The organism is Paraconexibacter sp. AEG42_29, assembly GCF_040581415.1.
In the GTDB taxonomy this organism is placed as follows: domain Bacteria; phylum Actinomycetota; class Thermoleophilia; order Solirubrobacterales; family Solirubrobacteraceae; genus Paraconexibacter.
In genome coordinates this window covers 4,407,221-4,432,521 of record NZ_CP114014.1, presented here as the reverse complement: position 1 = coordinate 4,432,521, position 25,301 = coordinate 4,407,221, and the positions used below count along the sequence as shown (strand labels likewise).

31 protein-coding genes are annotated in these 25,301 nt (G+C 68.8%); 19 read left to right on the top strand and 12 right to left on the bottom strand.

Annotated elements, in window-relative coordinates:
• Positions 1 to 33 precede the first annotated feature (33 nt).
• Entirely contained in the window at positions 34 to 159 is a 126-nt protein-coding gene (locus tag DSM112329_RS21510) for a hypothetical protein (RefSeq protein ID WP_354698609.1), read from the top strand.
• A gap of 27 nt (positions 160 to 186) precedes the next feature.
• On the opposite strand, the gene DSM112329_RS21505 is transcribed toward DSM112329_RS21510, so the two are convergent.
• A complete protein-coding gene (locus tag DSM112329_RS21505; protein WP_354698608.1) occupies positions 187 to 624 on the bottom strand; it encodes a thioesterase family protein in 438 nt (145 codons plus the stop codon).
• A gap of 36 nt (positions 625 to 660) precedes the next feature.
• On the opposite strand from DSM112329_RS21505, the gene DSM112329_RS21500 reads away from it, so the two are divergent.
• Entirely contained in the window at positions 661 to 1,494 is an 834-nt protein-coding gene (locus DSM112329_RS21500; protein WP_354698607.1) for a PaaX family transcriptional regulator C-terminal domain-containing protein, read from the top strand.
• 26 nt (positions 1,495 to 1,520) lie between these two features.
• Here DSM112329_RS21500 and DSM112329_RS21495 read toward each other — a convergent pair whose 3' ends face one another.
• The 8 genes from DSM112329_RS21495 to DSM112329_RS21460 form a co-directional block, all read right to left on the bottom strand.
• Entirely contained in the window at positions 1,521 to 2,330 is an 810-nt protein-coding gene (locus DSM112329_RS21495; RefSeq protein WP_354698606.1) for an alpha/beta hydrolase, read from the bottom strand.
• Between the two features lie 10 nt (positions 2,331 to 2,340).
• Positions 2,341 to 3,087 (bottom strand): SDR family oxidoreductase, encoded by a 747-nt coding sequence (locus DSM112329_RS21490; RefSeq protein WP_354698605.1) that lies wholly within the window; start codon positions 3,085 to 3,087, stop codon positions 2,341 to 2,343.
• On the bottom strand, positions 3,084 to 3,461 hold the full coding sequence (locus tag DSM112329_RS21485) for a hypothetical protein (RefSeq protein ID WP_354698604.1): 378 nt from the start codon (positions 3,459 to 3,461) through the stop codon (positions 3,084 to 3,086). The genes DSM112329_RS21490 and DSM112329_RS21485 overlap by 4 nt, the downstream gene beginning before the upstream one ends.
• A gap of 1 nt (position 3,462) precedes the next feature.
• Positions 3,463 to 4,650, bottom strand: a complete 1,188-nt coding sequence (locus DSM112329_RS21480; RefSeq protein WP_354698603.1) for an acetyl-CoA C-acyltransferase — start codon at positions 4,648 to 4,650, stop codon at positions 3,463 to 3,465.
• Between the two features lie 37 nt (positions 4,651 to 4,687).
• Entirely contained in the window at positions 4,688 to 6,151 is a 1,464-nt protein-coding gene (locus DSM112329_RS21475; RefSeq protein WP_354698602.1) for an aldehyde dehydrogenase family protein, read from the bottom strand.
• A gap of 28 nt (positions 6,152 to 6,179) precedes the next feature.
• A complete protein-coding gene (locus DSM112329_RS21470) occupies positions 6,180 to 6,962 on the bottom strand; it encodes an enoyl-CoA hydratase/isomerase family protein (RefSeq protein ID WP_354698601.1) in 783 nt (260 codons plus the stop codon).
• Positions 6,962 to 8,401 (bottom strand): aldehyde dehydrogenase family protein, encoded by a 1,440-nt coding sequence (locus DSM112329_RS21465; RefSeq protein ID WP_354698600.1) that lies wholly within the window; start codon positions 8,399 to 8,401, stop codon positions 6,962 to 6,964. Before DSM112329_RS21465 ends, DSM112329_RS21470 begins: the two co-directional genes overlap by 1 nt.
• A gap of 79 nt (positions 8,402 to 8,480) precedes the next feature.
• On the bottom strand, positions 8,481 to 9,278 hold the full coding sequence (locus DSM112329_RS21460; protein ID WP_354698599.1) for an enoyl-CoA hydratase/isomerase family protein: 798 nt from the start codon (positions 9,276 to 9,278) through the stop codon (positions 8,481 to 8,483).
• A gap of 254 nt (positions 9,279 to 9,532) precedes the next feature.
• On the opposite strand from DSM112329_RS21460, the gene DSM112329_RS21455 reads away from it, so the two are divergent.
• From DSM112329_RS21455 to DSM112329_RS21430, 6 genes are read left to right on the top strand one after another with little or no spacing between them, the layout of a single operon-like run.
• Entirely contained in the window at positions 9,533 to 10,399 is an 867-nt protein-coding gene (locus tag DSM112329_RS21455; protein WP_354698598.1) for a Phenylacetic acid catabolic protein, read from the top strand.
• Positions 10,396 to 10,788: a metal-sulfur cluster assembly factor gene (locus DSM112329_RS21450; RefSeq protein WP_354698597.1), complete on the top strand. Its 393-nt coding sequence runs from the start codon at positions 10,396 to 10,398 to the stop codon at positions 10,786 to 10,788. Before DSM112329_RS21455 ends, DSM112329_RS21450 begins: the two co-directional genes overlap by 4 nt.
• On the top strand, positions 10,785 to 10,988 hold the full coding sequence (locus tag DSM112329_RS21445) for a hypothetical protein (protein ID WP_354698596.1): 204 nt from the start codon (positions 10,785 to 10,787) through the stop codon (positions 10,986 to 10,988). Before DSM112329_RS21450 ends, DSM112329_RS21445 begins: the two co-directional genes overlap by 4 nt.
• A gap of 55 nt (positions 10,989 to 11,043) precedes the next feature.
• Positions 11,044 to 11,751 (top strand): Phenylacetic acid catabolic protein, encoded by a 708-nt coding sequence (locus DSM112329_RS21440; protein WP_354698595.1) that lies wholly within the window; start codon positions 11,044 to 11,046, stop codon positions 11,749 to 11,751.
• The gene (locus DSM112329_RS21435) at positions 11,748 to 11,987 is read left to right on the top strand and encodes a hypothetical protein (RefSeq protein WP_354698594.1); all 240 of its coding nucleotides are present in this window, start codon (positions 11,748 to 11,750) and stop codon (positions 11,985 to 11,987) included. Before DSM112329_RS21440 ends, DSM112329_RS21435 begins: the two co-directional genes overlap by 4 nt.
• A complete protein-coding gene (locus DSM112329_RS21430) occupies positions 11,978 to 13,639 on the top strand; it encodes a benzoate-CoA ligase family protein (RefSeq protein WP_354698593.1) in 1,662 nt (553 codons plus the stop codon). The genes DSM112329_RS21435 and DSM112329_RS21430 overlap by 10 nt, the downstream gene beginning before the upstream one ends.
• On the opposite strand, the gene DSM112329_RS21425 is transcribed toward DSM112329_RS21430, so the two are convergent.
• Complete coding sequence (locus tag DSM112329_RS21425) at positions 13,611 to 14,363, bottom strand: IclR family transcriptional regulator (protein WP_354698592.1); 753 nt, start codon at positions 14,361 to 14,363, stop codon at positions 13,611 to 13,613. The genes DSM112329_RS21430 and DSM112329_RS21425 overlap by 29 nt on opposite strands.
• Before the next feature lie 102 nt (positions 14,364 to 14,465).
• On the opposite strand from DSM112329_RS21425, the gene DSM112329_RS21420 reads away from it, so the two are divergent.
• Genes DSM112329_RS21420 through DSM112329_RS21385 form a run of 8 tightly spaced genes read left to right on the top strand, consistent with a single transcriptional unit; the run spans position 14,466 to position 20,514 of the window.
• Positions 14,466 to 15,815, top strand: a complete 1,350-nt coding sequence (locus DSM112329_RS21420) for a Rieske 2Fe-2S domain-containing protein (protein WP_354698591.1) — start codon at positions 14,466 to 14,468, stop codon at positions 15,813 to 15,815.
• On the top strand, positions 15,812 to 16,348 hold the full coding sequence (locus DSM112329_RS21415; RefSeq protein WP_354698590.1) for an aromatic-ring-hydroxylating dioxygenase subunit beta: 537 nt from the start codon (positions 15,812 to 15,814) through the stop codon (positions 16,346 to 16,348). Before DSM112329_RS21420 ends, DSM112329_RS21415 begins: the two co-directional genes overlap by 4 nt.
• 12 nt (positions 16,349 to 16,360) lie before the next feature.
• Positions 16,361 to 17,335, top strand: coding sequence for a VOC family protein (locus DSM112329_RS21410; RefSeq protein WP_354698589.1), 975 nt, complete (start codon positions 16,361 to 16,363; stop codon positions 17,333 to 17,335).
• A gap of 1 nt (position 17,336) precedes the next feature.
• On the top strand, positions 17,337 to 18,203 hold the full coding sequence (locus tag DSM112329_RS21405) for an alpha/beta hydrolase (RefSeq protein WP_354698588.1): 867 nt from the start codon (positions 17,337 to 17,339) through the stop codon (positions 18,201 to 18,203).
• Entirely contained in the window at positions 18,200 to 18,628 is a 429-nt protein-coding gene (locus tag DSM112329_RS21400) for an SCP2 sterol-binding domain-containing protein (RefSeq protein WP_354698587.1), read from the top strand. Before DSM112329_RS21405 ends, DSM112329_RS21400 begins: the two co-directional genes overlap by 4 nt.
• The gene (locus tag DSM112329_RS21395; RefSeq protein WP_354698586.1) at positions 18,625 to 18,933 is read left to right on the top strand and encodes a hypothetical protein; all 309 of its coding nucleotides are present in this window, start codon (positions 18,625 to 18,627) and stop codon (positions 18,931 to 18,933) included. Before DSM112329_RS21400 ends, DSM112329_RS21395 begins: the two co-directional genes overlap by 4 nt.
• Before the next feature lie 28 nt (positions 18,934 to 18,961).
• Positions 18,962 to 19,795: a 3-(cis-5,6-dihydroxycyclohexa-1,3-dien-1-yl)propanoate dehydrogenase gene (hcaB, locus tag DSM112329_RS21390; protein WP_354698585.1), complete on the top strand. Its 834-nt coding sequence runs from the start codon at positions 18,962 to 18,964 to the stop codon at positions 19,793 to 19,795.
• A 59-nt stretch (positions 19,796 to 19,854) separates the two neighbouring features.
• Entirely contained in the window at positions 19,855 to 20,514 is a 660-nt protein-coding gene (locus tag DSM112329_RS21385) for a GntR family transcriptional regulator (RefSeq protein ID WP_354698584.1), read from the top strand.
• A gap of 14 nt (positions 20,515 to 20,528) precedes the next feature.
• On the opposite strand, the gene DSM112329_RS21380 is transcribed toward DSM112329_RS21385, so the two are convergent.
• Positions 20,529 to 21,230: a 4-vinyl reductase gene (locus DSM112329_RS21380; protein WP_354698583.1), complete on the bottom strand. Its 702-nt coding sequence runs from the start codon at positions 21,228 to 21,230 to the stop codon at positions 20,529 to 20,531.
• Between the two features lie 669 nt (positions 21,231 to 21,899).
• On the opposite strand from DSM112329_RS21380, the gene DSM112329_RS21375 reads away from it, so the two are divergent.
• The 3 genes from DSM112329_RS21375 (at position 21,900) to DSM112329_RS21365 (ending at position 23,802) form a co-directional block, all read left to right on the top strand.
• A complete protein-coding gene (locus DSM112329_RS21375) occupies positions 21,900 to 22,202 on the top strand; it encodes a transposase (RefSeq protein ID WP_354698582.1) in 303 nt (100 codons plus the stop codon).
• Positions 22,199 to 23,089 carry an IS3 family transposase gene (locus DSM112329_RS21370; RefSeq protein WP_354698581.1) on the top strand — a complete coding sequence of 297 codons (891 nt, stop codon included), beginning with the start codon at positions 22,199 to 22,201 and terminating at the stop codon, positions 23,087 to 23,089. Before DSM112329_RS21375 ends, DSM112329_RS21370 begins: the two co-directional genes overlap by 4 nt.
• 194 nt (positions 23,090 to 23,283) lie before the next feature.
• The gene (locus tag DSM112329_RS21365; protein ID WP_354698580.1) at positions 23,284 to 23,802 is read left to right on the top strand and encodes a helix-turn-helix domain-containing protein; all 519 of its coding nucleotides are present in this window, start codon (positions 23,284 to 23,286) and stop codon (positions 23,800 to 23,802) included.
• Between the two features lie 73 nt (positions 23,803 to 23,875).
• Here the strand turns inward: DSM112329_RS21365 and DSM112329_RS21360 are convergent, their stop codons facing one another.
• A complete protein-coding gene (locus DSM112329_RS21360; RefSeq protein WP_354698579.1) occupies positions 23,876 to 25,285 on the bottom strand; it encodes an NAD(P)/FAD-dependent oxidoreductase in 1,410 nt (469 codons plus the stop codon).
• Positions 25,286 to 25,301 lie beyond the last annotated feature (16 nt).

Here is a 25,301-nt window from a genome sequence, read left to right as displayed (position 1 = left end):
GCCGGGCGGGTGCCGCGCGCCTGCTCTGGCACGGTGGGCTCGCTCATCCTGGTCGTCGACGATGACCCTTCCGTCCGCCGGATGCTCGAGCGGACGCTCACCGCAGAAGGGCACGAGGTGGCGGTGCTGGTGGAGCTGAAGCCGCCCGCCGCCTGGTAGGGAGAGCCGTTGGCGTGCACGGCTGAGTCACCGGACCTCTTGCTGCGGTCCGCCGGTTTCGAGACGAAGGCGAGTCTCTTCTGGCCATGGCACTGGGCGACCCGCGGTGGCGTCGACGAGGCAGATGGTCAGGGTCCCCGTGACCGCGACGCCCTGTGGGCCGATGATTCCAAAGCCATAACGAAGGGACGTCCGGCCGACACGTTCGACCGCGAGTTCGACGGATACCTCGTCGTTGAAGCGTAGGGACCGCGTGAATTCGGTCGCCACGGCGACTCGTGGCGTCACTCCGAATGTCTGGTCGACAATGCCGAGCGCTGTGTGCAGGGCAGCTTCGGCGGCCTCCGCGAACCGGAACGCCGTGGTCCAGTGATAGATGCCAGCAGCGTCGGTATCGATCCACTCGACCCGGCGCGTCAACGTGATCCGGGCGTGACCGGCTGCGGATTCGGTGATGTCTGACATGCGCGTGACGCCGCCTTCGCTGTAGTGTCGTGGGTCGTGGAAGATCAGCTCCGTCGCCGCTCCGTGGGGGCACCCGCCGCGCGATCGATGCTCTTGACCGTGCTGGGGGAGTACGTGCTGCCCCGCGGCGAGGGGGTCTGGCAGGAGACGCTTGTCGAGGCCCTCGGGGCGCTCGACTACAAGATGCACGCGGCGCGCCAAGCGCTCGCGCGGAGTGTCGGCCAAGGTTGGCTCACGGCCGAGCGTCATGGACGCCGGTCGCGTGTGACGCTGACGGACTCGACCGCCGCAATGCTGCAGACCGGCACCGAGCGCATCTATGCGTTCGGGGAGCCATGGGCATGGGACGGTCGTTGGCTGCTTGTCGTGTTGCGCGTCCCGGAGCAGCGTCGCGAAGTCCGCCACCAGGTTCGTACCCGCCTTGCGTGGGCGGGTTTCGGGTCGCTCGGCGGCGGCCTGTGGATCAGCCCGCACATCGACCGCGAGAGCGAGCTCAGAGATCTGCAGGGCGACGACTCGGTCGCCGAGCTGCAGACGTTCCGCGCGGAGATGGGGAACGTCGGCGATCCGCAACAGGTCGTCACCGGTGCGTGGGACCTGGACGGGCTGCACGCGGGCTACCGTCAGTTCATCGACCGGTTCGCACGATCGCGCCCGCAGAGCCCCGCGGGGTTGTTCGCCGCCCAGACGATGCTCGTGCACGAGTGGCGGAAATTCCCGTTCCTGGACCCAGGGCTTCCGGAGGAACTGCTGCCGGCGAAGTGGCCTCGCGAGCGCGCGCTCGAGGTGTTCCGCGAGCGCCACGACTCGTGGCACGCAGGTGCGCAGGAGTACTTCGACGCGCTTGAGACCGAGCGCCTCGCAGCCTGACATCGCCGACCGGATGGCCAGGACCGTCACGCCAGCTCTGCGGTGAAGGCGGCGATCCTCTCCACCACCGCCGCCGGCTGCTCGAGGTGGGGGGAATGTCCCCCGGGAACGACCAAGCGCTCGACCGGGCCGCGGACGCGTGATTGGATCCGGTCGAGCTGATCGAGCGTGCCGTACGGATCCTCCGCACCCTGGATCAGCAAGGTCGGGGCGGAGACATTCTCGGCGTCGGCCTGGAGATTAAAGGCGCGGAAAGCGGGATCAAGCCAGACGTCGCACCAGCCCCAGAACGCCGCATCAGGGTCGTCGTGATGGCGGGTCATGCGCTCGCGAAGCCGTCCGCCACGAAAGACGTCCCGCACTTCCTCGATCGCCGTGATGGTCATGTCCTCGACCACGACATGTGGGGCAATGAGGACGATGCCGCCCACGGCGTGTGCGGCCGCGTGGACCAGCGCGATCGAACCGCCGTCGCTGTGCCCGATCAGAATCGGGCGCTCGACGCCGCATTCGGCGAGCAGCTTGGGCAGGACGTTGTGAGCTTCCTCGCCGAAGAACGCGGGAGTCCGCGGCTGCGGCGGCGGGGCGGATCGCCCGTGCCCGAACCGCGAGTAGATGATCAGCCGGCGGCCTGTTGCCGCCTGCAGGGAAGCGGGGAATCCGCGCCAGAGTCCCACCGAGCCGAGGCCCTCGTGCAGCAGCACCAGCGCAGCCCGCCGCGTATCGCCGTCCAAGCGGACCACCTCGATCCGGTGGCCGTCGACGGTCACGTCCTCGCGGTGGTCGGTCACCGTCGTTCCCGGGGTGTCGCTGCAGGTGTCGGGTGAGGTGTCCAAGGTGTCCGGATCAGGCGGCAAGGCTGCGTCCGCCGCAGGCAAACAGGACCTGGCCGGTGGTGTACGACGCACGCGATGAAGCGAGGAAGCCCACTGTCTCGGCGATCTCTGCCGGATCGGCTGCGCGGGCCGCGGGAATCCGCCCGACCAGCTTGTCGAGGACCTCCGGAGGCATCGCCTGCGTCATCGCCGTGTTCACGAGGCCTGGGGCGACGGCGTTGACCCTGACCCTCGGCGCCCAGCGCAGCGCGTACGCGCGGGTCGCACCGACGAGCGCGGACTTCGCCGCCACGTAGTTGGCCTGGCCGAAGTTCCCGAGGGCAGCGCGGGAGGAGATGTTGATGACGGAGCCGCCGTCCGGCAGGCGAGGGGCGATCGCTTCGGCCAGGCGCATGGGTGCCAGGAGGTTGACGCCGATGACCGCAGCGAAGTCGTCCGCCGAGAGCTTCAGGAGACGTCCGTCCCGGGTGATCCCGGCGTTGTTGACCAGCACGGTGGGGGAGCCCAGCGCCTCCGCGGCAGCGAGGATGACGGCCGCCGCGCCGGGGTCGGTGAGGTCGGTGACGCAGGCGGCCACCGCGGCACCGCTCGCTCGCAGTGCAGCGGCGTGGTCGATGACCTGCGGGGCGACGTCGACGAGCAGCACGGCGTGGCCGGCACGGATGCGTTCGGCCGTGATCGCACGGCCGATGGCTCCGGATGCGCCGGTCACGATCGTCAGCGGCGTGCCCTCTCGAACGTCGAGGGGGCCGCTCATACCGCCACCCGACCGAGGTGCTCGCCCCCGAGCCGAACAAGGCTCCCAGACGTCGACGCCGACGCGGCGAGGCTCCCGACCCAGCGCTGCAACTCGGCATCGTCGGTGTGCGGCAGGTACGAGAGCGCCGCGACGTGCCACCCGGCCTGACGCCCCTCGATCGCTGCGGCACGAACGAGACCGATCAGGCCGTGGGCAAGCGCGGCGGCCAGCGGCTCTTCGGTCGCCTGCACATTGCGCTCCTCGAGCAGGACGACGACCGGGCTGCCGGCGGCGAGGGCGCCCTGGAGATGCTCGAAGGCCCGCGTCAGCTCGGCCTGCAGCTCATCGTGGCTGGTCACGGGGTGGGGAAGGTATGCGGTCATGCCGCTCACCTCAGAGTCTCTCCACGACGAGGGCGACGCCCTGGCCGACGCCGATGCACATGGTGGCCAGACCGTAGCGGGCGTCGGGGCGCCGCTGCAGCTCGTGCACGAGCGTCGTGACGAGCCGGGCGCCCGAGCAACCGAGGGGATGTCCGAGCGCGATCGCGCCGCCGTTGGGGTTCAGGCGCGCGTCCTCGGGATCAAGGTCAAGCTCCCGGCAGACGCCGATCGTCTGAGCAGCGAAGGCCTCGTTGAGCTCGATCAGGTCGATGTCATCGAGGGTCAGCCCGAGGCGGCCGAGGAGCTTGTGCACGGCGGGGACCGGCCCGAGGCCCATGACCCGCGGCTCCACCCCCGCAGCGGCTGCGCCGAGCACCCGCGCCTTCGCCTCAAGACCACGAGTCTGCGCGTAGTTCGCGGACGTGAGTACCAAGGCAGCGGCGCCGTCGTTCAACGGGCTTGCGTTGCCGGCGGTCACTGTCCCGTCGGGGGCGAAGATGGGTCGTAGTCGCGCGAGGCGCTCAAGTGAAGTGTCGGCGCGCGGGCCCTCGTCGGCGGTGACACTGTCCGGGCCGGCGCCGACCGGGACGATCTCCGCCGCCAGACGGTCGACGGCGGCGAGTGCCTTGGTGTGACTGGCCAATGCGAAGCGGTCCTGCTCCTCCCGGGAGATGCCGTGCTGACGGGCGACGTTCTCGGCGGTGACGCCGAGGGGGTCGGTATGGCCGAGGGACTCCATGCGAGGATTGACGAAGCGCCACCCGAGCGCGCTGTCGTGGACCATGCGGTCCCCGCGGTCGTACGCGCGCGGCGGCTTGGCCATGACCAGCGGCGCCCGGGTCATCGACTCCACTCCGCCGGCCACGTAGACCTCGCCGACGTCGGCGGCAATCGCCCGGGAGGCCTGCGCGACCGCCTCAAGACCACTCCCACACAGCCGATTGACGGTGACCCCACCGACCGCCACCGGGAAGCCGGCGAGGAGCGCGGCCATGCGGGCGACATCGCGATTGTCCTCGCCGGCCTGGTTGGCACAGCCGAGCACGACGTCCTCGATGTCGGCCGGAGTGACTCCGGACCTTGCAACGGCAGCCGCCAGGACGTTCGCAGCGAGGTCGTCGCTCCGAACGTCACCCAGCGCGCCACCGAGTCGTCCGATCGGAGTACGGACGGCCTCGACGATCACCGCGCCCGTCATGGGCGGTGGGGCTTCCCGGACAGATGCATCGTCGGGTTCACAGCGTGCGCTTGACGACGATCGATTTCTTGTCGGTGTAGAAGTCGAACGCCTCTGAGCCGTGCTCCTTGCCGTAGCCGGAGGCCTTCAGCCCGCCGAACGGAAGCTCGTCGTAGACCTTGGTCGGCGAGTTGATCCACGTGTAGCCGCAGTCCAGCTCCGCCGCGACCCGCTCGGAGGTCTGCAGGCTCTGGGTCCAGACCGAGGATCCGAGGCCGAACTCGGAGCTGTTGGCCAGGGCGATCGCCTCGTCCAGATCGGCGACGCGCCAGATCGGGAGCGCGGGCCCGAAGACCTCTTCGACGGCCATCGGCGAGTCCTTCGCCGGGTCCAGGATGACCGTCGGCTCGTAGAAGTGGCCGTTCGCCAGCGCCTCGTCGCCCGGGCGCCTTCCGCCGACAAGGAGCTCGCCGCCGCTGGCGATGCTCGCGTCAACCTGACGCTCGAGCTGCTCGAGCTGGGCCCGGGAGTGCAATGGTCCCAACTGCGCGTCGGGGTCGCTGCCGATGCCCACGCGAAGGCGCCCGGCCTTCGCCGCGATCGACTCGATCACCTGGTCGGCGACCGAGTCCATGACGTAGACGCGCTTGATCGCCAGGCACGCCTGCCCGCAGTTGTAGAAGCGCCCCATGCTCGCGGCGCTTGCGGCCTTCGCGAGATCGGCGTCCTCACAGATGATCATCGGGTCAGAGCCGCCGAGCTCGAGGGTGACGCGCTTGCTGCCCTTGGCCGCCAAGGCGGCGACGTGCTCGCCGGTTGGCGTGGAGCCGGTGAACGCGACCTTGCGCACGAGCGGGTGGGTGACGAGCGCCTCTCCGGCGACCGGCCCGGTGCCGGTCACGACGTTCAGCACCCCGGGCGGCAGGCCGGCCTCGGTGAGGATCTCCGCGAGCCGCAGAGTCGTGAACGGCGTGGTGTCGGCGGGCTTGGCGACGACCGTGTTGCCGCACAACAGCGCGGGGCCGAGCTTGTTGCATAGCAGTGTCGTGGGGAAGTTCCACGGGACGATTGCGGCCACGACACCCAGCGGGCGCCGGATGACGCGTCCGTCGACGCCGGGGGCCAGCCCAGCCACCGACACGCCGCGGACTTCCTTCGACATCCCCGCGTAGTGCGCGAGCGTGTCCGGGGCCTTGTGCAGCTCGATCTTCGCCTCGCGGATCGTCTTGCCCTGCTCGGCCACGAGCAGCGGGACGAGTTCGTCAACGTGAGCCTCGAAGGCTTCGGCACAGGCGGCGAGGATCTCGCCGCGGGCGGAGTAGCCCAGCCGGGCCCACGCCGGCTGTGCGGCGTGAGCCGAGCGGACCGCGGCGTCCACGTCGGCGGCCGACGCGGACGCGGCACGGCCGACGTGCTCGCCGGTTCCGGGGTTGGTGATGCACAGGCTCTCGCCCGCAAGCGGGCGGGGTGCGCCGTCGATGAACAGGCCGCGTTCGAACGCGATGACGTCAGTAGTACTCACGAGGGGAACCTCTCGGTCGATGGCGGCGTCATGCGCCCGTGAATTCGGCCGGGCGCTTCTCGACGAACGCCGTCATCCCCTCGAGCCCATCGGCCGACCGGAACAGGTCTTCGACGAGATCCTGCTCGAGGGCGAGGCCGTCGTCGAGCGCGAGCTGCGAGCCCTCGTGCACGCAGCGCTTGATCGCCGCGAGCGCGAGCGTCGGGCCGGCGGCGAGCCGCTCGGCGACCTCGCGTACGGCGTCCTCAGCCTTCTCGGCGGGGAAGACGCCGTGGATCAGCCCGAACTGGACGGCGTCCTCGACCGAGAACGTGCGGCCGGTGAGCAGCAGCTCCATCGCCCGGGAGGCCCCGATCAGCCGCGTCAGGCGCTGCGTGCCGCCGTTGCCGGGGAGCAGGCCGAGCGTGACTTCGGGGGTGCCGAGCTTGTAGCGACCCTCGCTCGCGAAGCGCAGGTCACAGCCGAGGGTGATCTCCAGGCCACCGCCGAGGGCGTGCCCGTTGATGTGCGCGATGAACACCTGGCGCGCTGCGCCCATCCGCTTGAACGTCGCCTGACTGGTGCGGATCATCTCCATGTTGCCCTCGACGTCGCCCTCGAGGAACTTCTTGACGTCGGCGCCCGCGGAGAAGAACTTCGTGCTCCCCGAGCGGAGGATGACGACGTTCGCGTCGCTCGCGATCGCCTCGTCGACCGCGGACCCGAGGGACTGCATGACCTGCAGGTCGTACGAGTTGGCTGGAGGGTTGTCGAGGGTGATCGTGCCCACGCCGTTCTTGACCCTGTAGGTCACGACTTCAGGGGAACCCATCAGGCCAGCCCTCCCATCACGACGCTCTTGGTCTCGACGTAGCTGTCGAGGGCCTCAAGGCCGTGCTCCTTGCCCAGGCCCGAGTCCTTGGTGCCGCCGAACGGCAGCTCGTCGTAGCCGTAGTGCATCTGGTTGACCCACGTCATGCCGGCGTCGATCTCCTGCACGGCGCGATGGATCAGCCGGGCATCGTGCGTCCAGATCGAGGAGCCGAGCCCGTAGGGAGTGTTGTTCGCGCGCTCGAGGACGTCGTCGAATTCGCTGTAGCGAAGCACCGGCAGGATCGGCCCGAAGACCTCCTCCTGCATCAGGCGCGAGTCGGCACCGGGCTCGGCGACGATCGCCGGCTGCAGGAAGTAGCCCTTGTCGCTGTCACCGGTGCCGCCGCCGATGACCAACTCGCCGCCGCTCTTGATGCCGTCCTCGAGCTGCTCAAGCAGCTCGTCGCGTGCCGCTCGGGTGTGGACCGGGCCCATGCGGATGTTCGGCTTCTCGGCCTTTTGCGTCCCGTCGCCCGGCGAGTAACGGCCGACGCGGGAGCTGAGCTGGGCGACGAACTCGTCGTAGACCTTCTCGTGGACGAACACGCGCTTGCAGCCGAGGCATGCCTGGCCGGCGTTCCAGTAGCGGCCGATGTTCACCGCCTTCACCGCCGCCTCGATGTCCGCGTCGGCGCAGACGATCACCGGATCAGAGCCGCCGAGCTCGAGCGAGATGTGCTTGAGCAGCGGGCCCCCGACGGACATCACGTGACGGCCGACCGACGTTGACCCGGTGAACGCGACGCGACGGACGTCGGGGTGGCCGACGAGCAGGTCGCCGACGACCGATCCGCGGCCGGTGATGACGTTCAGCACGCCGTCCGGAACTCCGGCCTCCGCGAACAGGCGCGCCACCGCGAGCGTCGCCAAGGGGGTGGTGGCGGCGGGCTTGGCCACTACGGTGTTCCCCATCGCCAGGGCGGGCGCGACCTTGGTGCCGAGCAACGTCAGCGGGAAGTTGTATGGGGTGATAGCCGCGCAGACACCGAGCGGGCGATGCACGACCAGGCCGTACGCAGGCCCGAACGAGGAGGGGAGCGCCTGGTGGCTGCCGCGCACCTTGGTCGCAGCCTCGGCGTAATAGCGCACCCCGTGCGCGAGATGCTGGACCTCGCCGAGGGCCTCGCCGACGGGCTTGCCCTGCTCGGCGGTCAGCACGGCGGCCAGGTCCCTTGCGCCGGCCTCGATGAGGTCAGCCGCCTTGTGCAGGATTCCTGCCCGGTGCTCGACGTCCGTCTTCGCCCAACCGGGGAACGCCCGCTTGGCGGTCGCCACGGCGAGATCGACGTCGACCGCGTCGGCGCTCGGTACCGCGCCGACGGTCTGCTCGGTCGCCGGGTTGACGATCTCGATCTCTTCGCTGGAGGTGGCCGGCAGCCACTCTCCTCCGATCAGCATCGACGCTTCCATTGGCAGTCTCCTCGTGGGGTGGGTGCCGTCGTGACACGGCGACGGTGATGGGCAAGTGTGTGAGGCATCAGGCTCCGGTGAACACCGGTGCACGATGCTCGCGGGCGGCGGCCAGGCCCTCTTGGTGGTCGGCGCTCTGGAGCAGATGGGTCTGGGCGAGGCTCTCCGCGACCATGGCGCTGCGCTGGTCCACGTCGGCCGCCAGGTGAAGCAGACGCTTGGCGGCACCGAAGGACAGCGGCGCGCGCGCGAGCATGCGGTGCGCACGGTCGTGCGCCGCGGGCAGCAGGTCTTCGTCTCGCGCGCAGAGCTCGGAGAGCAGCCCGGCCGAACGGGCGGCGTCAGCGTCGAGGTCGTCGCCGCCGAGGAGAATCTCCTTGGCGCGGGCGAGCCCGTGGTGCTTCACCAGCCGTGTCAGACCCCCGTGCGTCGGGATCAGGCCGATCTGCCCCTCGCGCAACAGGATCCGCGTGCGCGGCGAGCCGATCCGCCAGTCACAGGCGAGCGCGAGCGCCAGCCCCGCCCCCATGGCCACGCCGCCGACTGCCGCGACCACGGGCTTCTCCAGTCGCTCGACCGATTCGATCAGGTCCGAGAGCCGGTGGGAGGCGTGACGGTACGTGCGCCCGTCGCGCAGTTGGTCGAAACCCCCGATATCGCCCCCGGCGCAGAACGCGCCGCCGGCACCGGTCAGAACAACGGCGCGGACATCGGCATCGATGGCCGCGTGCTCGAGCGCGTCCGCAAGCGCCGTGAGCAGCGTCGCGTCGATCGCGTTGCGCTTCTCCGGGCGGTCGAGCGTGAGCGTGACGACGCCCGCGTCGGACGCTCGGGCGAGCACTGCACGTTCGCCGTTCGACACCATTAAACGAAAGACTACATCGTCGCGACCGTTCGTCAAACGTCTTATATGAGGAAAGCGTCTGGCCGTCATCCGACACTTGACGACGGCGCATGATTGACGGTAGCGTACCGAACGTCAATTCTTTGTCATGCAATGTGGGAGTCTGTTTTCCGATGACGTCGCACGCCTCAACGATCGAAGAGCTGGCACCGCGCAGTGAGCAGTGGGTCCGGGATCACCTCGCGTCAGGCCGGCTCGTGGAGGGGCTTCAGCACATGTCGCCGGACTACCTCAGCGGCATCCGCCGGATCCTCACGGTGTCAGCCGACACGGAGCTGGTCAGTGCTCCTGCCTACCTGCGCGCGGCCACGCACGCGCCGGCGCTGAACAACTACGGCTCAGCGATGTCGATCGTCCAGGACGAGCTCGCCCATGCCCACATCGGTTACCGCCTGCTGGGCGATCTCGGGGTTGAGATGGCGGAGCTCATCTACGAGCGCGAGCCCGCGGAGTTCAAGTACCCCTACGCATTCGACATCCCGCTGGACTCGTGGCGCGAACTGGTCCTGGCGAACACGCTGTACGACCAGGCTGGGTTCGTCCTGCTCTCCGACGTGCACAACTCGAGCACGTTCGGCCCATGGAAGCGCGCCCTGGCGAAGGTCGACAAGGAAGAGACCTTTCATCTGCGACACGGCCGCACCTGGGTCAAGAAGCTCGCCGCCGACCCGGACGAGAAACAGCGTCTGCAGGAGTCGCTCGACTGGATGTTCATCTTGACGCTCGAGTGGTTCGGGCTGCCCGACCGGCAGAAGCGCCATTCCGTCCAGCTCGACTACGGCTTCAAGGGCAAGTCCAACGACGAGCTCCGGCAGGACTGGATGGGCCACGTGGTGCCGTTCATGGAGGAGGTCGGGCTCGAGGTCCCGGCGCACTTCGACGCCGAGCAGGACTGTTACGTGATCGACTGCCCGTTTCCGGCGCGATTCGACGCCGAGCGCAAGTCCTGGCTCCTCGACGAAGGCTTGTGCGGATGGGACGAGGTGATGACTCGGTGGAAGGGCCGCGGCACGATGAACGTGGACTACGTCGGCCGGCTGCAGAAGGGCTACCGCGCTCGCCGCGAGGCGATGGCGTCATGACTGCCGCGGGCCTGATCACGCGGCAGGAGGCGGTGGCCGAGGCCGCCGCCGCGGCGCCGCTGACTCCGGAGCAGGCCGTCGAGGCGCGCCTCTGGCTCGCGCTGCGCCAGGTCGAGGACCCGGAGATCCCGATCTCCGTCGTTGGACTGGGCCTCATCGTGTCCGTCGCCTACCGTCCCGACGAACGTGCCGTCGACCTCGAACTCACCTACACCTCGATGGGGTGTCCGGCGATGGAGTTCATCGAGGACGACATCCGCGAACGACTCTGCCGGGAGCCCGACGTCGACATCGTGACCATCGACGTGGTCTGGGATCCGGTGTGGACACGCAGCCGGATCCGCGAGGACGCGCGCGCGACGATGCGCAGTCTGGGGATCGTCGCGTGACCGCTCCCGGGGACCGCGGTGACGTCTGGGAGGTCTTCGCCCGCAAGGCGTACGAGGACCCGCTCCACCACGTCGGCACCGTCACCGAAGCGGACGAGGACCTAGCGCTCGTCGCGGCCCGCTCCATCTACGACGAGCAGGTCTGGATTCACATGATCATCGTCCCGCGCGCTGCCATCCGCGAGGCGATCCAGGCATGACTCGGCATCTCCCATCCGGCGTCCGCTCGCCCGCGAAAGACCGAAAGGCTGACCGTTGACCACCACCGTTCCCACGGACGCCGCCACGAGAACAATGGTCTCGCTGGTCGGCTCGCTGGCCGACAACAAGGCCGCGCTCGGACAGCGTTATGGTGAATGGGCCGTCAGCGCCCCCGCCCTTGAGGCGGCGGTTGCCGCTGCCGCGATGGCCCAGGACGAGCTCGGGCACGCCCGGTCGACGTACCCGGTGCTCAAGGCGCTCGGGGAGGACACCGACGACGACGATCGCGGCCACTGCCTGGCGCTCCTGGACGAAGAGCTCGCTGACTGGTCGGCCGTCATCGCCGCGAACGTCGTCGTCGACGCTGTCCTCTCCACCTTCGTCGCATCGTGCGTCGGCTCGAGCGTGGCACCGATGGCCCAGCGGGCGCAGAAGATCCTTCAGGAGGAGAGCTCACATCGCGTCCACGCCGAGGCGTGGCTGAAGCGCCTGTGCCGCACGGACTCGTCCGAGCGCGAAGGCTTCCTGCGCCGGCTAGCGGAAGCATGGGAGCACGCGGGCCGCTGGCTCGGCCCCGACGACGACCCCGGGTTCGCGGAGGCCGTCGAGGCAGGAATGATCAGCTGCGGGCCCGCGGAGCAGCGCCGGCAGGTGCTCGACTGGCTTGCCGACCGGCTCGCGGCCGAGGGCGCCGAGGTCGAGCTCGACGAGCCGGCCGACTGGACGCGCTGGGACCCGCAGCGACGCCGCTGGACAGCATGACGGTCGATGAGTTCCACTGTCCCTTCTGCGCCTCGGACGCGGTGACGCGCGTGGGTCAGTGGGGCGGGCAGATGATCACCGCCCACTGGCAGTGCCTTGTCTGCAAATCGTATTTCGAAGCGATCCGTGAGGACTTCGCCGACGACCACCAGCCGTCAGCGCCTCACGCTGCAGGAGCCGACCGCGAGGTGGGCTGGCCGATCAGCACGAACGGGGAGACCAAGCCATGCGCGTGATTCAGACAGACCGGTGGAACGCCAGCTCGATCGTGGATCGTCACGAGGAACGATCCACGAAAACCGCCTACATCGACGGCGATACGACGTTGACGTACGGGGAGCTGCGGCAGCAGGTCAACCGTGCCGGACACCTCCTGCGCGGTCTCGGGGTCAGGCGAGAGGATCGCGTGCTCCTGGTGCTCGACGACAGCATCGCGTTCCCGGTGATGTTCTTCGGAGCGATGCGGATCGGGGCGGTTCCGGTCCCGGTGAGCGGACTCGACAAGAGCGAGAACTTCCGTCATTACCACAGCGATACCTACGCCGAGGTCGTCGTGGCCGATGCGGCCTCGCTCCCGCGGCTCCAGGACGCACTCGCCGGCGAGCCCGTACGTTACGTCTTCGCGGGGGAGCCCGGCCACACCCCGCCGGGGGTCCTGAACCTCGCCGAAGGCCTAGCCGGCCAGAGCGACGAGCTCGAGGCGTGGCCAACCCATCGCGACGACATGGCGTTTTGGCTCTATAGCTCCGGATCGACCGGGCGGCCCAAGGGCGCGGTGCACCTGCACCACGACATCGCGGTCACGTGCGAGACCTACGCGGCGAACGTCCTCGGGCTGCGCGAGGACGACGTGACGTTCTCCACCACCAAGCTCTTCCACGCCTACGGGCTGGGGAACGGCTTGTCTTTCCCATTGTGGTTCGGCGCCACCGCGGTCCTGATGAACGGCCCGACCAAGCCCGAGGCGATCCTGCGAACGCTGCATCGGCACCGTCCGACCATCTTCTTCTCGGTGCCGGCGGTCTACCGGATGATCGCCCGCGAACCCGAGGCACCGGCGGCGTTCGCCTCGGTGCGGCGCTGCGTGTCGGCCTCCGAACCCCTGCCACCGCAGACGTTTCGGACGTTCAAAGATCGCTTCGGCGTCGAGATCGTCGACGGAATCGGATCAACCGAGCTGCTGCACATCTACTGCTCAAATCGTCCCGGCGAGATCGTGCCCGGAACGACCGGCAAGGGCGTGCCCGGCTACGAGCTCCGACTGGTGGACGAGTTCGGAAGCGTGCTCCAGGGGGCCGCGACCGGCGCCCTCGAGGTGCGCGGCGACTCCTGTGCGGCCTATTACTGGCATCAGCACGAGAAGACCAAGTCCTCGATGCGCGGGGACTGGTTCGCCACCGGCGACCGCTACGAGCGCCGCGAGGACGGCAACTTCGTCTACATCGGCCGACTGGATCAGATGTTCAAGGTCGGCGGCTTGTGGGTCTCTCCCGTGGACATGGAGCACGCGCTGCTCGAGCACGACCGCGTCCGGGGTGTTGGCGTGACCGCCACGACGATCAACAACGCAAGCCGGATAGCCGCCTTCGTCGAGTGCGACGGCGACGGCGACGAAGAGCTGGCAGCGGAGCTGCGGGCGCTGTGCAAGGAGCGCCTGCGACGCTACGAGTACCCGCACGTGGTGGAGTTCGTCGACGCCCTACCGCGCACGCTCACCGGCAAGGTGCAGCGCTTCAAGCTGCGCGAGCGTGCGGCGCTCCTAGGCGCGCAGCCACCGTATGACGGAGCCCGAGAGCCCGCCCCGGCCGGCGGGCCGCTGAAGCCCGATGAGTGCTGCGGGCATGATGAAGCGCGGCGTTCTACGGACGGCCCCCGAGCTGCGTGCTGAGGCGCGTTGCTGCCGTGGTCACGGCCTGTCGGTAGGTCTCTGACCGTTCGGCGTATCGGGGCGCCGGCGCTGACAGGGACAGGGCGCAGGCGATGAGCCCGTTCGCACCGAAGACCGGTGCGGCGACGCACGCGATCCCGAGCACGGCCTCTTCGTGGTCGTAGGCGAGTCGCTGGCGGCGCACGGTGGTGATCTCAAGGCGCAGGACGTCCGGCGAGGTGATCGTGTGCGGTGTCCGAGAGGCGAGGCCGTGCTCGCGGATGATGCGCTCGACGTCCGTCCAGGGTCGGAACGCCAGCAGGACCTTGCCCACGCCTGAGCAGTGCGCGGGGAGTTGAGCGCCGATGTGCGACTCGCCGATCTGCACGCCGTGCCGGCCTTCGATCTTCTCGACGTACACCGCGCGGCCGTCCTCCAGGATGGCGAGGTGGACGGTTTCCCCGGTCGAGTCGGCGAGCGCCCGCATCACCGGGCGTGCGGTCTGCCTGAAGGCCGTGCTCGCGTCGAGGGTACGGCTGAGGTCGAGGATGCGCCAGCCCAGCCGGTAGCGGTTCTGGGCGGTTCGACGGAGCAACCCGATCTCCGTCAGCGACGAGAGTTGCGCGTGGGCGATGGTCTTGGGCAGGCGGGTGCGCTCCGCCGCCTCTGTCACTCCCCATTCTGGAGCATCAGTGGTGAACAGCGCGAGGAACTCCCCGGCGCGACGGATGGTCTGCAGTGACATGTCAATCCAAGTGTGTTCGGATTATCAGAATTGACATCTTGTCAGATGAGGTCTCGGGATGGGAGCGTTGAGGCCACGTTGCCCCAAGAACCGGAGAGCGGTATGGCCACACAAGAGACTCGTCCGATCGACGTTCGCGCACTCGTCGACGCGGACAACGGCCGCATTAGCCGGCGTGTCTACGTCGAGCGGGAGATCTACGAACGTGAGCTCGAGCGCGTCTTCGCTCGCGGCTGGCTCTACCTCGCGCACACGAGCCAGCTCAAAGCGCCGGGCGATTACGTGACGACCTTCATGGGTGAGGACCCGGTCATCGTCTCCCGCGGCGCCGACGGCACCATCCGCGCCTTCCTGAACGCCTGCCGCCACCGCGGTATGCGCGTCTGCCGTGCCGACGAGGGCAACACGTCCTTCTTCCGCTGTCCCTACCACTCGTGGACGTACGCCAACGACGGGCAGCTCACCGGCGTTCCCCGCTACCGCGAGGCGTACAAGGGCGTCCTGGACAAGAGCGAATGGGGCCTGAAGGAAGTCGCACAGCTGGCCATGCACCAGGGCCTGATCTTCGCGACCTGGGATGCCGACGCGCCGTCGCTGAGCGACTACCTGGGGCCGTACAAGACGATCCTCGACCTGACGTTCGGCCGCGACCCCGAGGGCATCGAGATCATCGGCGGCGCCCATAAGTGGACGATCGAGTGCAACTGGAAGCATCCGGTCGAGAACTTCGCCGCCGACATGTACCACGTCTCGTCGGCGCATCAGCGACCAGCCGACCTCGGTCTCATGGGCCAGATCGAGAGCACCGGCTACGAGCTGGCGACCGGGATGGGCTACGTGGGGCATCAGCTCACCGGGCCGGTCTCGGGCGACGAGGCCAGCGAAGACGCGCTGCACTCCTACTGGACGCTGCCCAACGTCAACACCTACATCCTCAAAGAGCAACGGGCGCGGATCGCGGATGAGCTCGGCCCGGACCTGGCACGGCTGATCCCGCTCGGGCACTCGGCGGCGTTCCCGAACTTCTCTTCGCTGGACATCGAGATGCTGCGCTTGATCCGCGTGCAGCATCCGCGGGGACCGGGCCTGACGATGATCCATCAGTTCTGTGCGGTCGACGCGTCACTGGACGCAGACACGAAGAACGAGCTGCGCAAGCAGTACGAGCTGTCCTTCGGTCCGGCCGGCCTGCTGGAGCAGGACGACGGTGAGAACTGGCGCGAATGTCAGGTCGGCATGAGCGGCTACATCGGGCGCAACCTGGAGCACAACATGCTGCTCGGTCTCGGGCAGGAGCGGGCGTCGAGCGAGTTCCTCGGCGCAGACGTCCCGGGGACCGCGGGCGGGATCTGGTCCGAGCACTGTCAGCGCCAGTTCTACCGTCACTGGACCTCGTTCATGACGTCCGAGAGCTGGGACGAGCTCGGCGCGCAGCTGGAGGGGACGACGTGAGCGCGTCCGGGGCCGTCACCGCCTCGACGGACGTCGAAGCACTGCTGCTGGCCCACCGCGTGGAGCAGTTCCTGTACGCCGAGGCGGAGCTGCTGGATGAGCGTCGTTTCGACGAGTGGTTTGCGCTCTTCACGCTCGACTGCGCCTACCGGGCGCCCGTGCGCGTCACGCGTGAAGGCGCCGACGATGTGGTCGGCGAGGGCGGGTTGTGCATGTTCGACGACGACTACGGGTCGCTCGAGCTGCGCGTGCAGGGGCTGCAGGTGCGCAGTGCCTGGGCCGAGATCCCTCCGTCCCGGGCACGTCGCCTGATCACCAACGTCCGGGCCCGTCCGCTCGACGGCGGCGACATCGAGGCGAAGTCGAACTTCCTGGTCTATCGCAGCCGCCTGGAGACCGTCGAGCACCTCTTCACCGGGACGCGCGTCGACCGGCTCAAGCCGGTCGCCGAGGGCGCCTTTCAGATCCGGCGGCGGGACATCCTGTTCGACAACGTCGCCTTCCAGACCGACAACATCTCGTTGATGTTCTAAAGGAGCTCACGCATGCCTTCCATCTCGAAACTCGGGCACGTCGCCCTGACCACCCCGGACATGGAGAAGTCGCTCTGGTTCTGGCGGGACGTCGTCGGCCTCGAGGAGGTCGAACGCCACGAGGAGACCGTCTTCCTCCGCGCCTGGGGCGAGTTCGAGCACCATTCGCTCTCACTCAAGGAGGGCCCCGCCGGGGTCGACCACGTCGGGTGGCGCGCCGGATCCCAGGCCGACGTCGATGCCTACGCGCAGGCGCTCGCCGCAGCTGGAGCGGATGTGCAGGCTGTCGAGGCCGGCGCTGAGCGCGGTCAGGGCGCTGCCGTCCGCTTCGACGTCCCCGGCGGCGAGTGGCCGTTCGAGATCTATTTCGACATCGACCGCCCGCAGGCGCCGGAGGATCGCCGGTCGCGGCTGAAGAACCAGACCGCGCGCTCGCACGCCCGCGGCATCTCCCCTCGCACGATCGATCACGTGAATCTCTGGTGCGCCAATCCGCAGGAGCCCCGCGACTGGGTCCGGGACAACCTGGGCTTTCGCGCCAACGAGGAGATCGTGCCGACCGGCGGGCCGCTGCCGCTGGTCGGCACCTGGATGGCGGTCACGTCGCTCGTCCATGACCTCGGCATCCTCGCCGACCCGGCCCAGCAGCAGGGGCGCTTTCACCACATCGCGTACTACCTGGACAACTCCCAGGACATCCTGCGGGCGATGGACATCCTCGCCGAACACGGGATCCGCCCAGACCTCGGGCCCGGGCGCCACGGGATCAGCCAGGCGACGTTCTGCTACGTCCGGGACCCCGGGTCCGGCCATCGCCTGGAGCTGTTCAGCGGCGGGTACCACATCTACGACCCCGATTGGGAGACCGTGGTGTGGACCGAGCACGACCTCCAGGATGGCCTGATCTGGTGGGGCCCCGAGTACATGCCCGGCGCCGGCCAGCCGCTCGACGAGACGACACCCTGCCACGCTCGGGCAGCCGTCTGACATGGCCACGATCACGACCGAGCGTGTCCTCACCCCCGGGGGCGAGACGCACCTGCTGCGCGCCGGCGCCGGCAACCCTGGTTGCGTGTTGCTCCTGCACGGTGGAGGCCCCGGGGCCGGCGCCGAGGCCAACTGGACTCCGACGCTGGCCGCACTCGGCGAGGTGGTCGACGTCCTGGCCCCCGATCTCGTCGGCTTCGGGAACACCACCCACCCCGACCCACCGGTCTACGGGCCGCAGGCGTGGCTGGACCTGCGGATCGAGCAGCTGCTCGGGCTGATGGACCACGTCGGCGCCGAGCAGGCCGATCTCGTCGGCAACTCGCTCGGCGGCGCCCTGGCGCTGCGATTCGCGATCGCCCACCCCGACCGGGTCCGACGCCTCGTGCTGATGGGCAGCGCCGGCCCACCGACCAAGCCCTCACCCGACCTCCTGCGGCTGCTGAACTTCTACTCGGACCCGACGACCGGGAACCTCGAGGAGCTGCTGCGGTCGTTCGTCTACGACCTGGAGCAGTTCGGAGACGTCGGCCCGCTCGTCGAGCAGCGGCTCCAGGCCGCCCTCGACCCGGTGAGCAAGCGCTCCTTCGACGCGATGTTCCACTCCGAGGACGGCGAGTTCCTCAAGGAGCTGGCGATCGACGAGGACTCGATCAAGGCGATCGGCCATCCGACGCTGATCGTCCATGGTCGCGAGGACCGGATCATCCCGATGGCCGCCAGCCTGTGGCTCCTCGACCGGATCCGGGGCGCAGACCTCCACGTCATCGGCCGCTGCGGACACTGGGCGATGCTCGAGCACCCCCAGACGTTCGCGCGCCTCGTCCGCGCCTTTCTGCAACTCGATCGCCAGGAGACGACCGTATGACCGAGCTACTTCCGCTGCTGAGCACCGAGTGGATCGCCCACTACCGCGAGCTCTGGAACGCGAACACCGTCGCCATCGAAGGGACCCGAGGCATGGGCGGCCTGATCGAGCTGCGCGCCACGGACATCGACGACCGCGAGCCCGTGCAGCTGAACCTGTTGACGGACGGCACCTGCGACTATGCCGGCCCCGCCCGCGATGACGGGGACCCGCGGTTCCGCCTCAGCGCGACGACGGAGACCTGGCGAAAGCTCGGCGCTGGTGAGATGGGCATCCGTCGCGCCGTCACGGGCCCCGTCAAGGTCCAGGGGTCGCTGACGACGGCACTGAAGTTCTTCCAGGGTCTCGAGGAGGCGCTCCGCCAGTTCGGCGACGTGCCCACCGTCGAATGGGGCGGCACCATCCGCGACCGCACCCCCGCATGAGCGACACCAACGCCGCCGAGCCGATCGCGAAGCTCTCCAACGAGTTCGCCACGATCTGGCTCACGCTCGACGACACGCCCTCGAACGGGCCGCGACTCCGGGTCGACTCGCTGCGCGACCACGGCTCCATCGTCCTGGACCCGGTCGCGCTGTCGCTGCTCTGCTCGCTGGACGAGAACGTCCTCGGCCTGCTCGCGGACATCGCCCGCGACGACGCCGCACGCGGGCAGTTCGCCGAGTGGTTCGCGAGCCGCCACGAGCAGCTCCGCGTTCCCGACGGCCTGTCACCCGACGACGCCCGATGACGACCCACGACCGACGAGGAGATCGACGATGAACGCAGCAAACGGAAAGACGGTGCTCGTCACGGGTGGCGGCGCCGGTATCGGGCGGGCCGTCGTGGACCGCTTCATCGCCGAGGGGGCCTCGGTCGGCGTCCTCGAGCGGTCGGCCGCCCACGTGCAGGACCTCGCCGCCGCGCACGGAGATCGCGTGTGCGCCGTCCTGGGCGACGCCACCTCGCGCGCGGACAACGAGCGCGCCGTCGCCGAGACGGTCACGGCGTTCGGGGGCGTGGACGTGCTCGTCGCCTGCGTCGGCGTCTTCGACTACTTCGCGTCGATCGTCGACGTCCCGTCGGAGACCGTCGAGGAGGCGTTCGACGAGCTGTACGGGACCAACGTCAAAGGCATGGTGCTCGCAGTGAAGGCCGCCCTCCCGCACCTGCTCGCCCGTGACGGCGCGATCGTCCTCACGGCGTCGAACGCCGCGTTCAACACCGCCGGAGGCGGCTTCCTCTACACCTCCTCGAAGTTCGCCGTGCGCGGCCTGGTGGAGCAACTCGCTTACGAGCTCGCGCCGAAGATCCGCGTCAACGCGGTCGCCCCCGGCGGTACCCCGAGCGACCTGCCCGGGCTCAAGTCGCTGGGTCAGGACGGCCTGCGCCTTCGCGACGTCCCAGGGATCGAGAGCCTCATCAGCGGATCGAACCCCCTCGGCGTGGTCTGCGCACCTGAGGACCATGCCGGGGCCTACGTGTACCTCGCGTCGAACGAGCAGGCACGGACGGTCACCGGCACCGTGCTGCGGTCAGACGGCGGGCTCGGCGTACGCGGCCTCGCCCAGGCCGGCGGACTCACGGACACCACGGCCCCCGCGCCCGCTTGAGGGCCGTGCGGCCGGGCCGGTGACGGCCGGTCGACGTCGTCACCTTTAGAATCCCGGTGATGCGCGCGGCCCCCGGACAACCTCCTCGCCGCGCGCAGGCGGCCTACGAGGCGCTGCGTGCGGATCTGCTCGCGGGTCGATGGCCGGCCGACACGATCCTGTCGGCCTACGCCCTCGCGGAGGAGCTCGACATGAGCCGCTCGCCGGTCGGCGAGGCACTCAAGCGCCTCCACGCCGAGGGCCTTGTGGAGAGCATGCCGCAGGTCGGCGTCCGCGTCATCGGTCACTCCCGGGAGGATGTCGCCGACCTCACCGAGATCCTCGGCGCACTCGAGGGCCTCGCCGCGCAACGGGCCGCGGACCACATGGACGATGGGCGGCTCTCAGCGCTCGGAGAGATGCTGCGGCGCGCGACGATCGCCGCCGAGCACGCCGATGCCGCCGGGGTGCAGGCTGCTGATCTGGCCTTCCGGGACACGGTGCTCGGCGGCAGCAGCCGCCATCTGGACCGTCTGGTCGCGTCGATCCGCAGCAAGGCAGGCCTGGCGGACCCAGTGGCCCACGGCCTCGATGATGCCGTCTCCGGACTCGTCCGGGTGCTTGCCGCGCTGAGGGCCGGCGACGGTCCCGGCGCACGCGCCGCCCTCGAGAGACACGTGATCGAGCTGGCGAGCCTCCAGGCCGAACCGCAGGTGGCGCGCGACGACCTGGCGTCCTGAGCGGCGCCCTGCGGTCAGTCCGCGCGAACCGCATGGATCGGGAGGACGTCGTACCGATCGCGGTCCTTGTGCATGCGTGGATCCTGCGCCAGCGCATGGATCCGCGACTCGTGGCCGATGACGAAGCGGCAGCGATGGGCGCCCTCCGCGCGGCACGCGATCTCCGTCCCGTGCAGCGTCTGTCCGGTCGCTTCGCTCAGCCATCCCGACGCGTACCCGACCTGGAGGTGACAGCTGCGTACCCGGCTGCCGGCGTCGGCCGCGCTGAATGAGCTCACGGATTCCCACAGCGCCGCGAAACCCACATCCCAGCTCGTGTCCATCAGCAGGAGGTTCACGTCGCCGAAACCTGCCCATGCGAAGTGCGCGGGACCCGTCAACACCCGATGCAGGCGGTCGTCCTCGTCGATGCCGCGATCCTCGAAGAACGCTGTCGCGTGGGTGCGGCCGATCAGGACGCCGAGCTCATGGAGCACCAACGCAACGGCCTGCGAATCATCGCGCTTCGCCAACGCAGACGGCAGATCACGCGCGACGATCGCCGTCGGGATCAGCGCGTGCGGGACTCCGGCCAGGCTCACCCGGGCCCGGCCCGGGTCACGCTCGAAGCGCTGCTGGTAGTCGGCGACCTCGGCCACCGCCCGTGCCACCATCTCCGGCTCGACCGAGTGTTGCGCCGGATCCGGAAACCACCCACCGGCTTGCACGATGCGCATAGGGCCGAACCTATCCCATCGCACGCCACCGAGTGTCGCCACGGGTCCGCCATTCCCCAGCCCGGCGGCACGCCCGCGCGCCGAGCCGTGGCGCGACTGTCGGTGGGGGCGATCGAGGGCGCCGGCGGTGCGCTGGATCGTGGGGACAGCGCGGCTGGGCGGTCCGGTCCACGTCGCGCCATCAGGCCGCAGACTCGAATCCTGCCTAGAGGAGCGGCCCATGTTTCGGGCCAACGAACAGGGGTTGCGCCGCGAGATACAGCTCGTCGGCGGAGCGGGCCACGCGGAAGCGGGCACGATCGCCATCGACCCAACGGTGTTCACCGATCGGTGAAGTCTGGGTATCATGCGTGCCCGGAACGGTCAGCCGTCCGAACAATCCCGAGTTCGCTCGGCGCGGTCCTCGCGCTGACATCGGCCAACGCCGAGGGCCAGGAAGGCGAACTCGACCTCGGACAGAAGAACGTGTCTCAGTCACCTCAGTCAGCCAGCCATAGAGAGGCGTCCGAAAAGGTGGACACACGCGCGGACGAGCGCAGCCCCGATCGGATTCTCCAGGCGGCGGAGGTGGTGCTGACCCGCGAGGGGTGTTGCGGCGTGAGCCGTCCCGGGTTCGACAGAGACTTCTGAAACAGGCATTCAGCCTGGTGAGAGGAAGTAACAGGTCATATGGCTCGTGGAAGGCAGTACCCGCCGGAGCTTCGTGAGCGGGCAGTCAAGACGGTGCTGGAGTCCGGGCGGCCGATCGCGCAGATCGCCCGCAACCTGGACGTGCACAAGGAGTCGCTGCGCAACTGGGTGCGGCTGGCGCAGGCCGACGCCGGAACCCGGAAGGACGTGCTGAACACCGTCGAGCGCGACCGGCTCAGCCTGCTCGAGCGCGAGGTCAAAGAGCTGCGCCGGCAGAACGACATCCTCCGGGCGGCGAGCGTGTTTTTCGCGTCGGAGCTCGACGGGACCCCGCGGAGGTGAGCGCCTTCATCACCCAGCAGAAGGCGGCCGGCTTCGCCGTCGAGCTCACCTGCCGCACCCTCGGGACCTCCCCCTCAGCGTTCTACCACCGCGCCACCGGCGTGCTGTCCAGCCGGGCGCAGGAGGACGCGGTGCTGCTTGAGCGGATCCGCGAGGTGCACCGCAAGAACTACGAGTGCTACGGATCGCTGCGCGTGTGGAAGGCGCTCGCGCGCAAGGGCGTGGATGTCGGGCGCGGCCGGGTTGAGCGGCTGATGGCCGCCGACGGCCTGGTCGGGGCCAAGCGCCGCGGCAAGGCGTGGAAGACCACGGTCGCTGACCCTGCGGGCAGCGGCCTGCCCGATCTGGTCAACCGGCAGTTCACCGCCGACCGGCCGAACGCCACGTGGGTGGCGGACTTCACGTATCTGAAGTCGTGGGAGGGCGTGGGGTTCTTCAGCTTCGTCCTGGATGTCTATTCACGGCGGATCGTCGGCTGGCAGCTTGCCTCCCACATGCGCACCGATCTGGTGCTCGACGCGCTGAAGATGGCGCTCGGAACCCGCCCTCACGGGGCTGATGTACAACTTATCCATCATTCGGACAGGGGCTCGCAATATACGAGCTTTGACTTCACCCAGACGCTCGAGGACCACGACGTCCTCGGATCGGTCGGCAGCACCGGCGACGCCTACGACAACGCGATGGCCGAGTCGTTCGTGGACAGCTTCAAGACTGAGCTGATCCGCGACCGCGTCTGGCAGTCACGCACGCAGATGGAGCTCGCCGTCGTGGAGTGGGTCGGCTGGTACAACCACGACCGCCTGCACTCCGCCCTCGGCCACATCCCGCCCGACGAGTTCGAGACCCTCTACGCGGTACGGTCCCGTTTTCCCCTCCCCTCCTGAATCGGAGAGGAACCCAACAACAAAGTCTCCGTGAAACCGGGACGGCTCAGCCCTCGCGGGAACCATGCCACCGAAAGCCGTCACTAGCGCCCGACGGCCTGATGGCTGCATCGCCAGCAAGGCAGCAAAGAGTGTCGGGCGGCGCGCGACACTACGATGCTCGCTGTAATCGAAGCTTTGGAGATGTCCCGCGTATGACGATCCTCGATGAGTTCCGCCAGGCCGAGCAGCGACTGATCGCCCGCGTCCGCGAACTCGAGCCTCTTGCTCGCGAGTACGCCGAGCTTGTCGACGAACTCAGGGGCCGCGGGATCGACGTCGGCGTTGGAGCGTCGACGTCGATCCCGCCAGCCCCCTTTGCCGACGCGACGCCCGTGGGCGTGGCTCCAGCTCCAGCTCCGAGCGTAGCCCCCGTAGACGACCCCGCCACTCAGCCCCCATCCCCGATAGGTCGGCCCGGTAAGAGTGCGAAAGCGGCGCCGAAGCGGAAAGCATCGCGGGCGAAGACAGCGAAGTCGACGCGACCGAGCAAGCGGGGTGCGCGAGCAGAACAGATCTTGGCGCTCGTTCGCGACCGGCCCGGCCTGACGGTCAAGGAACTTGCCGAAGAGCTCGAGGTCGAGGTCAGCAGCCTGTACCAACCGGTTCGCAAACTTGTCTCATCCGGGGCACTGCGAAAAGACGGTCTTGAGCTGCATGTCGGTGAAGGCTGAGGTCCATGGGCCGGTGCGGAGATAGCGCCTCTTGTTGTTCTTGTCAGCGAGGAACACCTCGAGGCCGGGTCGCTCATACAGCTGCACTCCTGCGGACGGTCTGACTGGGCTTGATCGCGTGCACGCTGTTGGCCGCTCGCGTTCCGAACTCGACCGCGGTGTTCTGGCCGGCGGCGGACATGTAGTCAGCGGCGAACTGGACGCGCGAGGACCGGTCGACACCTGCCATGAACTCGCCGATCTGCTTGTAGGAGCCGATCGACGTCTTTGGAAGCGCTCGGGTCCAGCGCGTCACCTCCACGAAGTCCACCGTGCCTGCAAGCTCCGGGAAGACTCGGAAAACGGTCTCGAGCGTGCGCCCGACGATCGCCTCATCGGTGGCGCCGAACATTGCGGTCGCCGCGTCCGTTTCCCAGCACGCGCTAATGAGCCCGTGACCGGTCGGGGCGCGGTCAGCAGCCTTGTTGTGATCGAGGAAGAGCAGTGCGATCTCGGCGTCCTCGCGCGAGGGGAGTTGCACGAGGAACGCCGGACAGTCGGGAGCGCGGGTGGTGCCGATCCCGACCGTTATGCACTGCGTGTACCCGAGTGCTTGCGCGAGGGGGCCTAGCTGCTCGCGTTGCCCGGGGCAGATCTCGCTAGCGATCGGCAACGGGCACGTCACGATCGCCGCGTCGTACGCCGCACGGACCATGCGTCCGTTGGGTTCCCGGAACTCGACGTCGACTTGGTCGGCGGTCTCCGAGATCGAAACGACGGGCGTGTTCAGCGCTACGCCGACCTCGTCGGCGAGCCGTTCGGTGATGGTTCCCTGCCCGCCGGCGAGCGCGAGGATCTGGGTGGTGAAGATGTTGGCGACGCCTGAGAAGAGCTCGACCCGACTGACCTTGTCGGTGTTAGCGATGAGCATGGTGCGCACGATCGGCTCGCAGAGGTAGGCGTCGATCTCCGTGTTCAGTGCCCGCTGCGCGTAGTCGCGGGAGCTCTCGTTGTCGAGCGGGGCGGCCTTGCGCATGTCCGCGAAGTCGAGTTGGCCGCGGAGCTTGGCCCGCCCGACGTCAAACGCCAGCCGCGCGAGCCTCAGCTTGGAGCCGGTCGAGAGCAGTCGCGTCGACAATCCCGAGCGCACGATTCGGTCGAGGCGCAGCAAGTGGACCGATCCGTCACGGACGATGCCAATGCAGGGCGCGGCGGGTTTGATCTCCAGACCGAGTTCGGCGACGAGCGTCGTGTACGCGTGGTAGCTCGCCGCCAAGGCGGTCGCCCCTGTGTCGACGGCATAGCCCTGCTCGCGGACGGTCTGAACCCGCCCGCCGGCGCGATCTTCGGACTCGAACACGTCGACGACCCAACCCCGCCGTTGCAGACGGTAAGCAGCTGTAAGCCCGCAGAGCCCGGCGCCGACGACGGCGACTCGTCGTCGATCGTCATGCCCGGCGACCACGGGCCGTGGCGGGACGAACGGCGCGTTGACGTCTGGCATGCGCGGATTGCCGCAT

Bases quoted from the DNA above. Each gene is read 5' to 3' on its own strand.
- DSM112329_RS21365 (WP_354698580.1), top strand. From the start codon at position 23,284: ATGACGATCCTCGATGAGTTCCGCCAGGCCGAGCAGCGACTGATCGCC.
- DSM112329_RS21380 (WP_354698583.1), bottom strand. From the start codon at position 21,230: ATGCGCATCGTGCAAGCCGGTGGGTGGTTTCCGGATCCGGCGCAACAC.
- DSM112329_RS21490 (WP_354698605.1), bottom strand. From the start codon at position 3,087: ATGAGCGGCCCCCTCGACGTTCGAGAGGGCACGCCGCTGACGATCGTG.
- DSM112329_RS21460 (WP_354698599.1), bottom strand. From the start codon at position 9,278: ATGGTGTCGAACGGCGAACGTGCAGTGCTCGCCCGAGCGTCCGACGCG.
- DSM112329_RS21395 (WP_354698586.1), top strand. From the start codon at position 18,625: ATGAGCGACACCAACGCCGCCGAGCCGATCGCGAAGCTCTCCAACGAG.
- DSM112329_RS21505 (WP_354698608.1), bottom strand. From the start codon at position 624: ATGTCAGACATCACCGAATCCGCAGCCGGTCACGCCCGGATCACGTTG.
- DSM112329_RS21435 (WP_354698594.1), top strand. From the start codon at position 11,748: ATGACGGTCGATGAGTTCCACTGTCCCTTCTGCGCCTCGGACGCGGTG.
- DSM112329_RS21360 (WP_354698579.1), bottom strand. From the start codon at position 25,285: ATGCCAGACGTCAACGCGCCGTTCGTCCCGCCACGGCCCGTGGTCGCC.
- DSM112329_RS21470 (WP_354698601.1), bottom strand. From the start codon at position 6,962: ATGGGTTCCCCTGAAGTCGTGACCTACAGGGTCAAGAACGGCGTGGGC.
- DSM112329_RS21375 (WP_354698582.1), top strand. From the start codon at position 21,900: ATGGCTCGTGGAAGGCAGTACCCGCCGGAGCTTCGTGAGCGGGCAGTC.
- DSM112329_RS21420 (WP_354698591.1), top strand. From the start codon at position 14,466: ATGGCCACACAAGAGACTCGTCCGATCGACGTTCGCGCACTCGTCGAC.
- DSM112329_RS21410 (WP_354698589.1), top strand. From the start codon at position 16,361: ATGCCTTCCATCTCGAAACTCGGGCACGTCGCCCTGACCACCCCGGAC.
- DSM112329_RS21450 (WP_354698597.1), top strand. From the start codon at position 10,396: ATGACTGCCGCGGGCCTGATCACGCGGCAGGAGGCGGTGGCCGAGGCC.
- DSM112329_RS21405 (WP_354698588.1), top strand. From the start codon at position 17,337: ATGGCCACGATCACGACCGAGCGTGTCCTCACCCCCGGGGGCGAGACG.
- hcaB (WP_354698585.1), top strand. From the start codon at position 18,962: ATGAACGCAGCAAACGGAAAGACGGTGCTCGTCACGGGTGGCGGCGCC.
- DSM112329_RS21425 (WP_354698592.1), bottom strand. From the start codon at position 14,363: ATGTCACTGCAGACCATCCGTCGCGCCGGGGAGTTCCTCGCGCTGTTC.
- DSM112329_RS21455 (WP_354698598.1), top strand. From the start codon at position 9,533: ATGTCGCCGGACTACCTCAGCGGCATCCGCCGGATCCTCACGGTGTCA.
- DSM112329_RS21385 (WP_354698584.1), top strand. From the start codon at position 19,855: ATGCGCGCGGCCCCCGGACAACCTCCTCGCCGCGCGCAGGCGGCCTAC.
- DSM112329_RS21480 (WP_354698603.1), bottom strand. From the start codon at position 4,650: ATGACGGGCGCGGTGATCGTCGAGGCCGTCCGTACTCCGATCGGACGA.
- DSM112329_RS21400 (WP_354698587.1), top strand. From the start codon at position 18,200: ATGACCGAGCTACTTCCGCTGCTGAGCACCGAGTGGATCGCCCACTAC.
- DSM112329_RS21465 (WP_354698600.1), bottom strand. From the start codon at position 8,401: ATGCTGATCGGAGGAGAGTGGCTGCCGGCCACCTCCAGCGAAGAGATC.
- DSM112329_RS21430 (WP_354698593.1), top strand. From the start codon at position 11,978: ATGCGCGTGATTCAGACAGACCGGTGGAACGCCAGCTCGATCGTGGAT.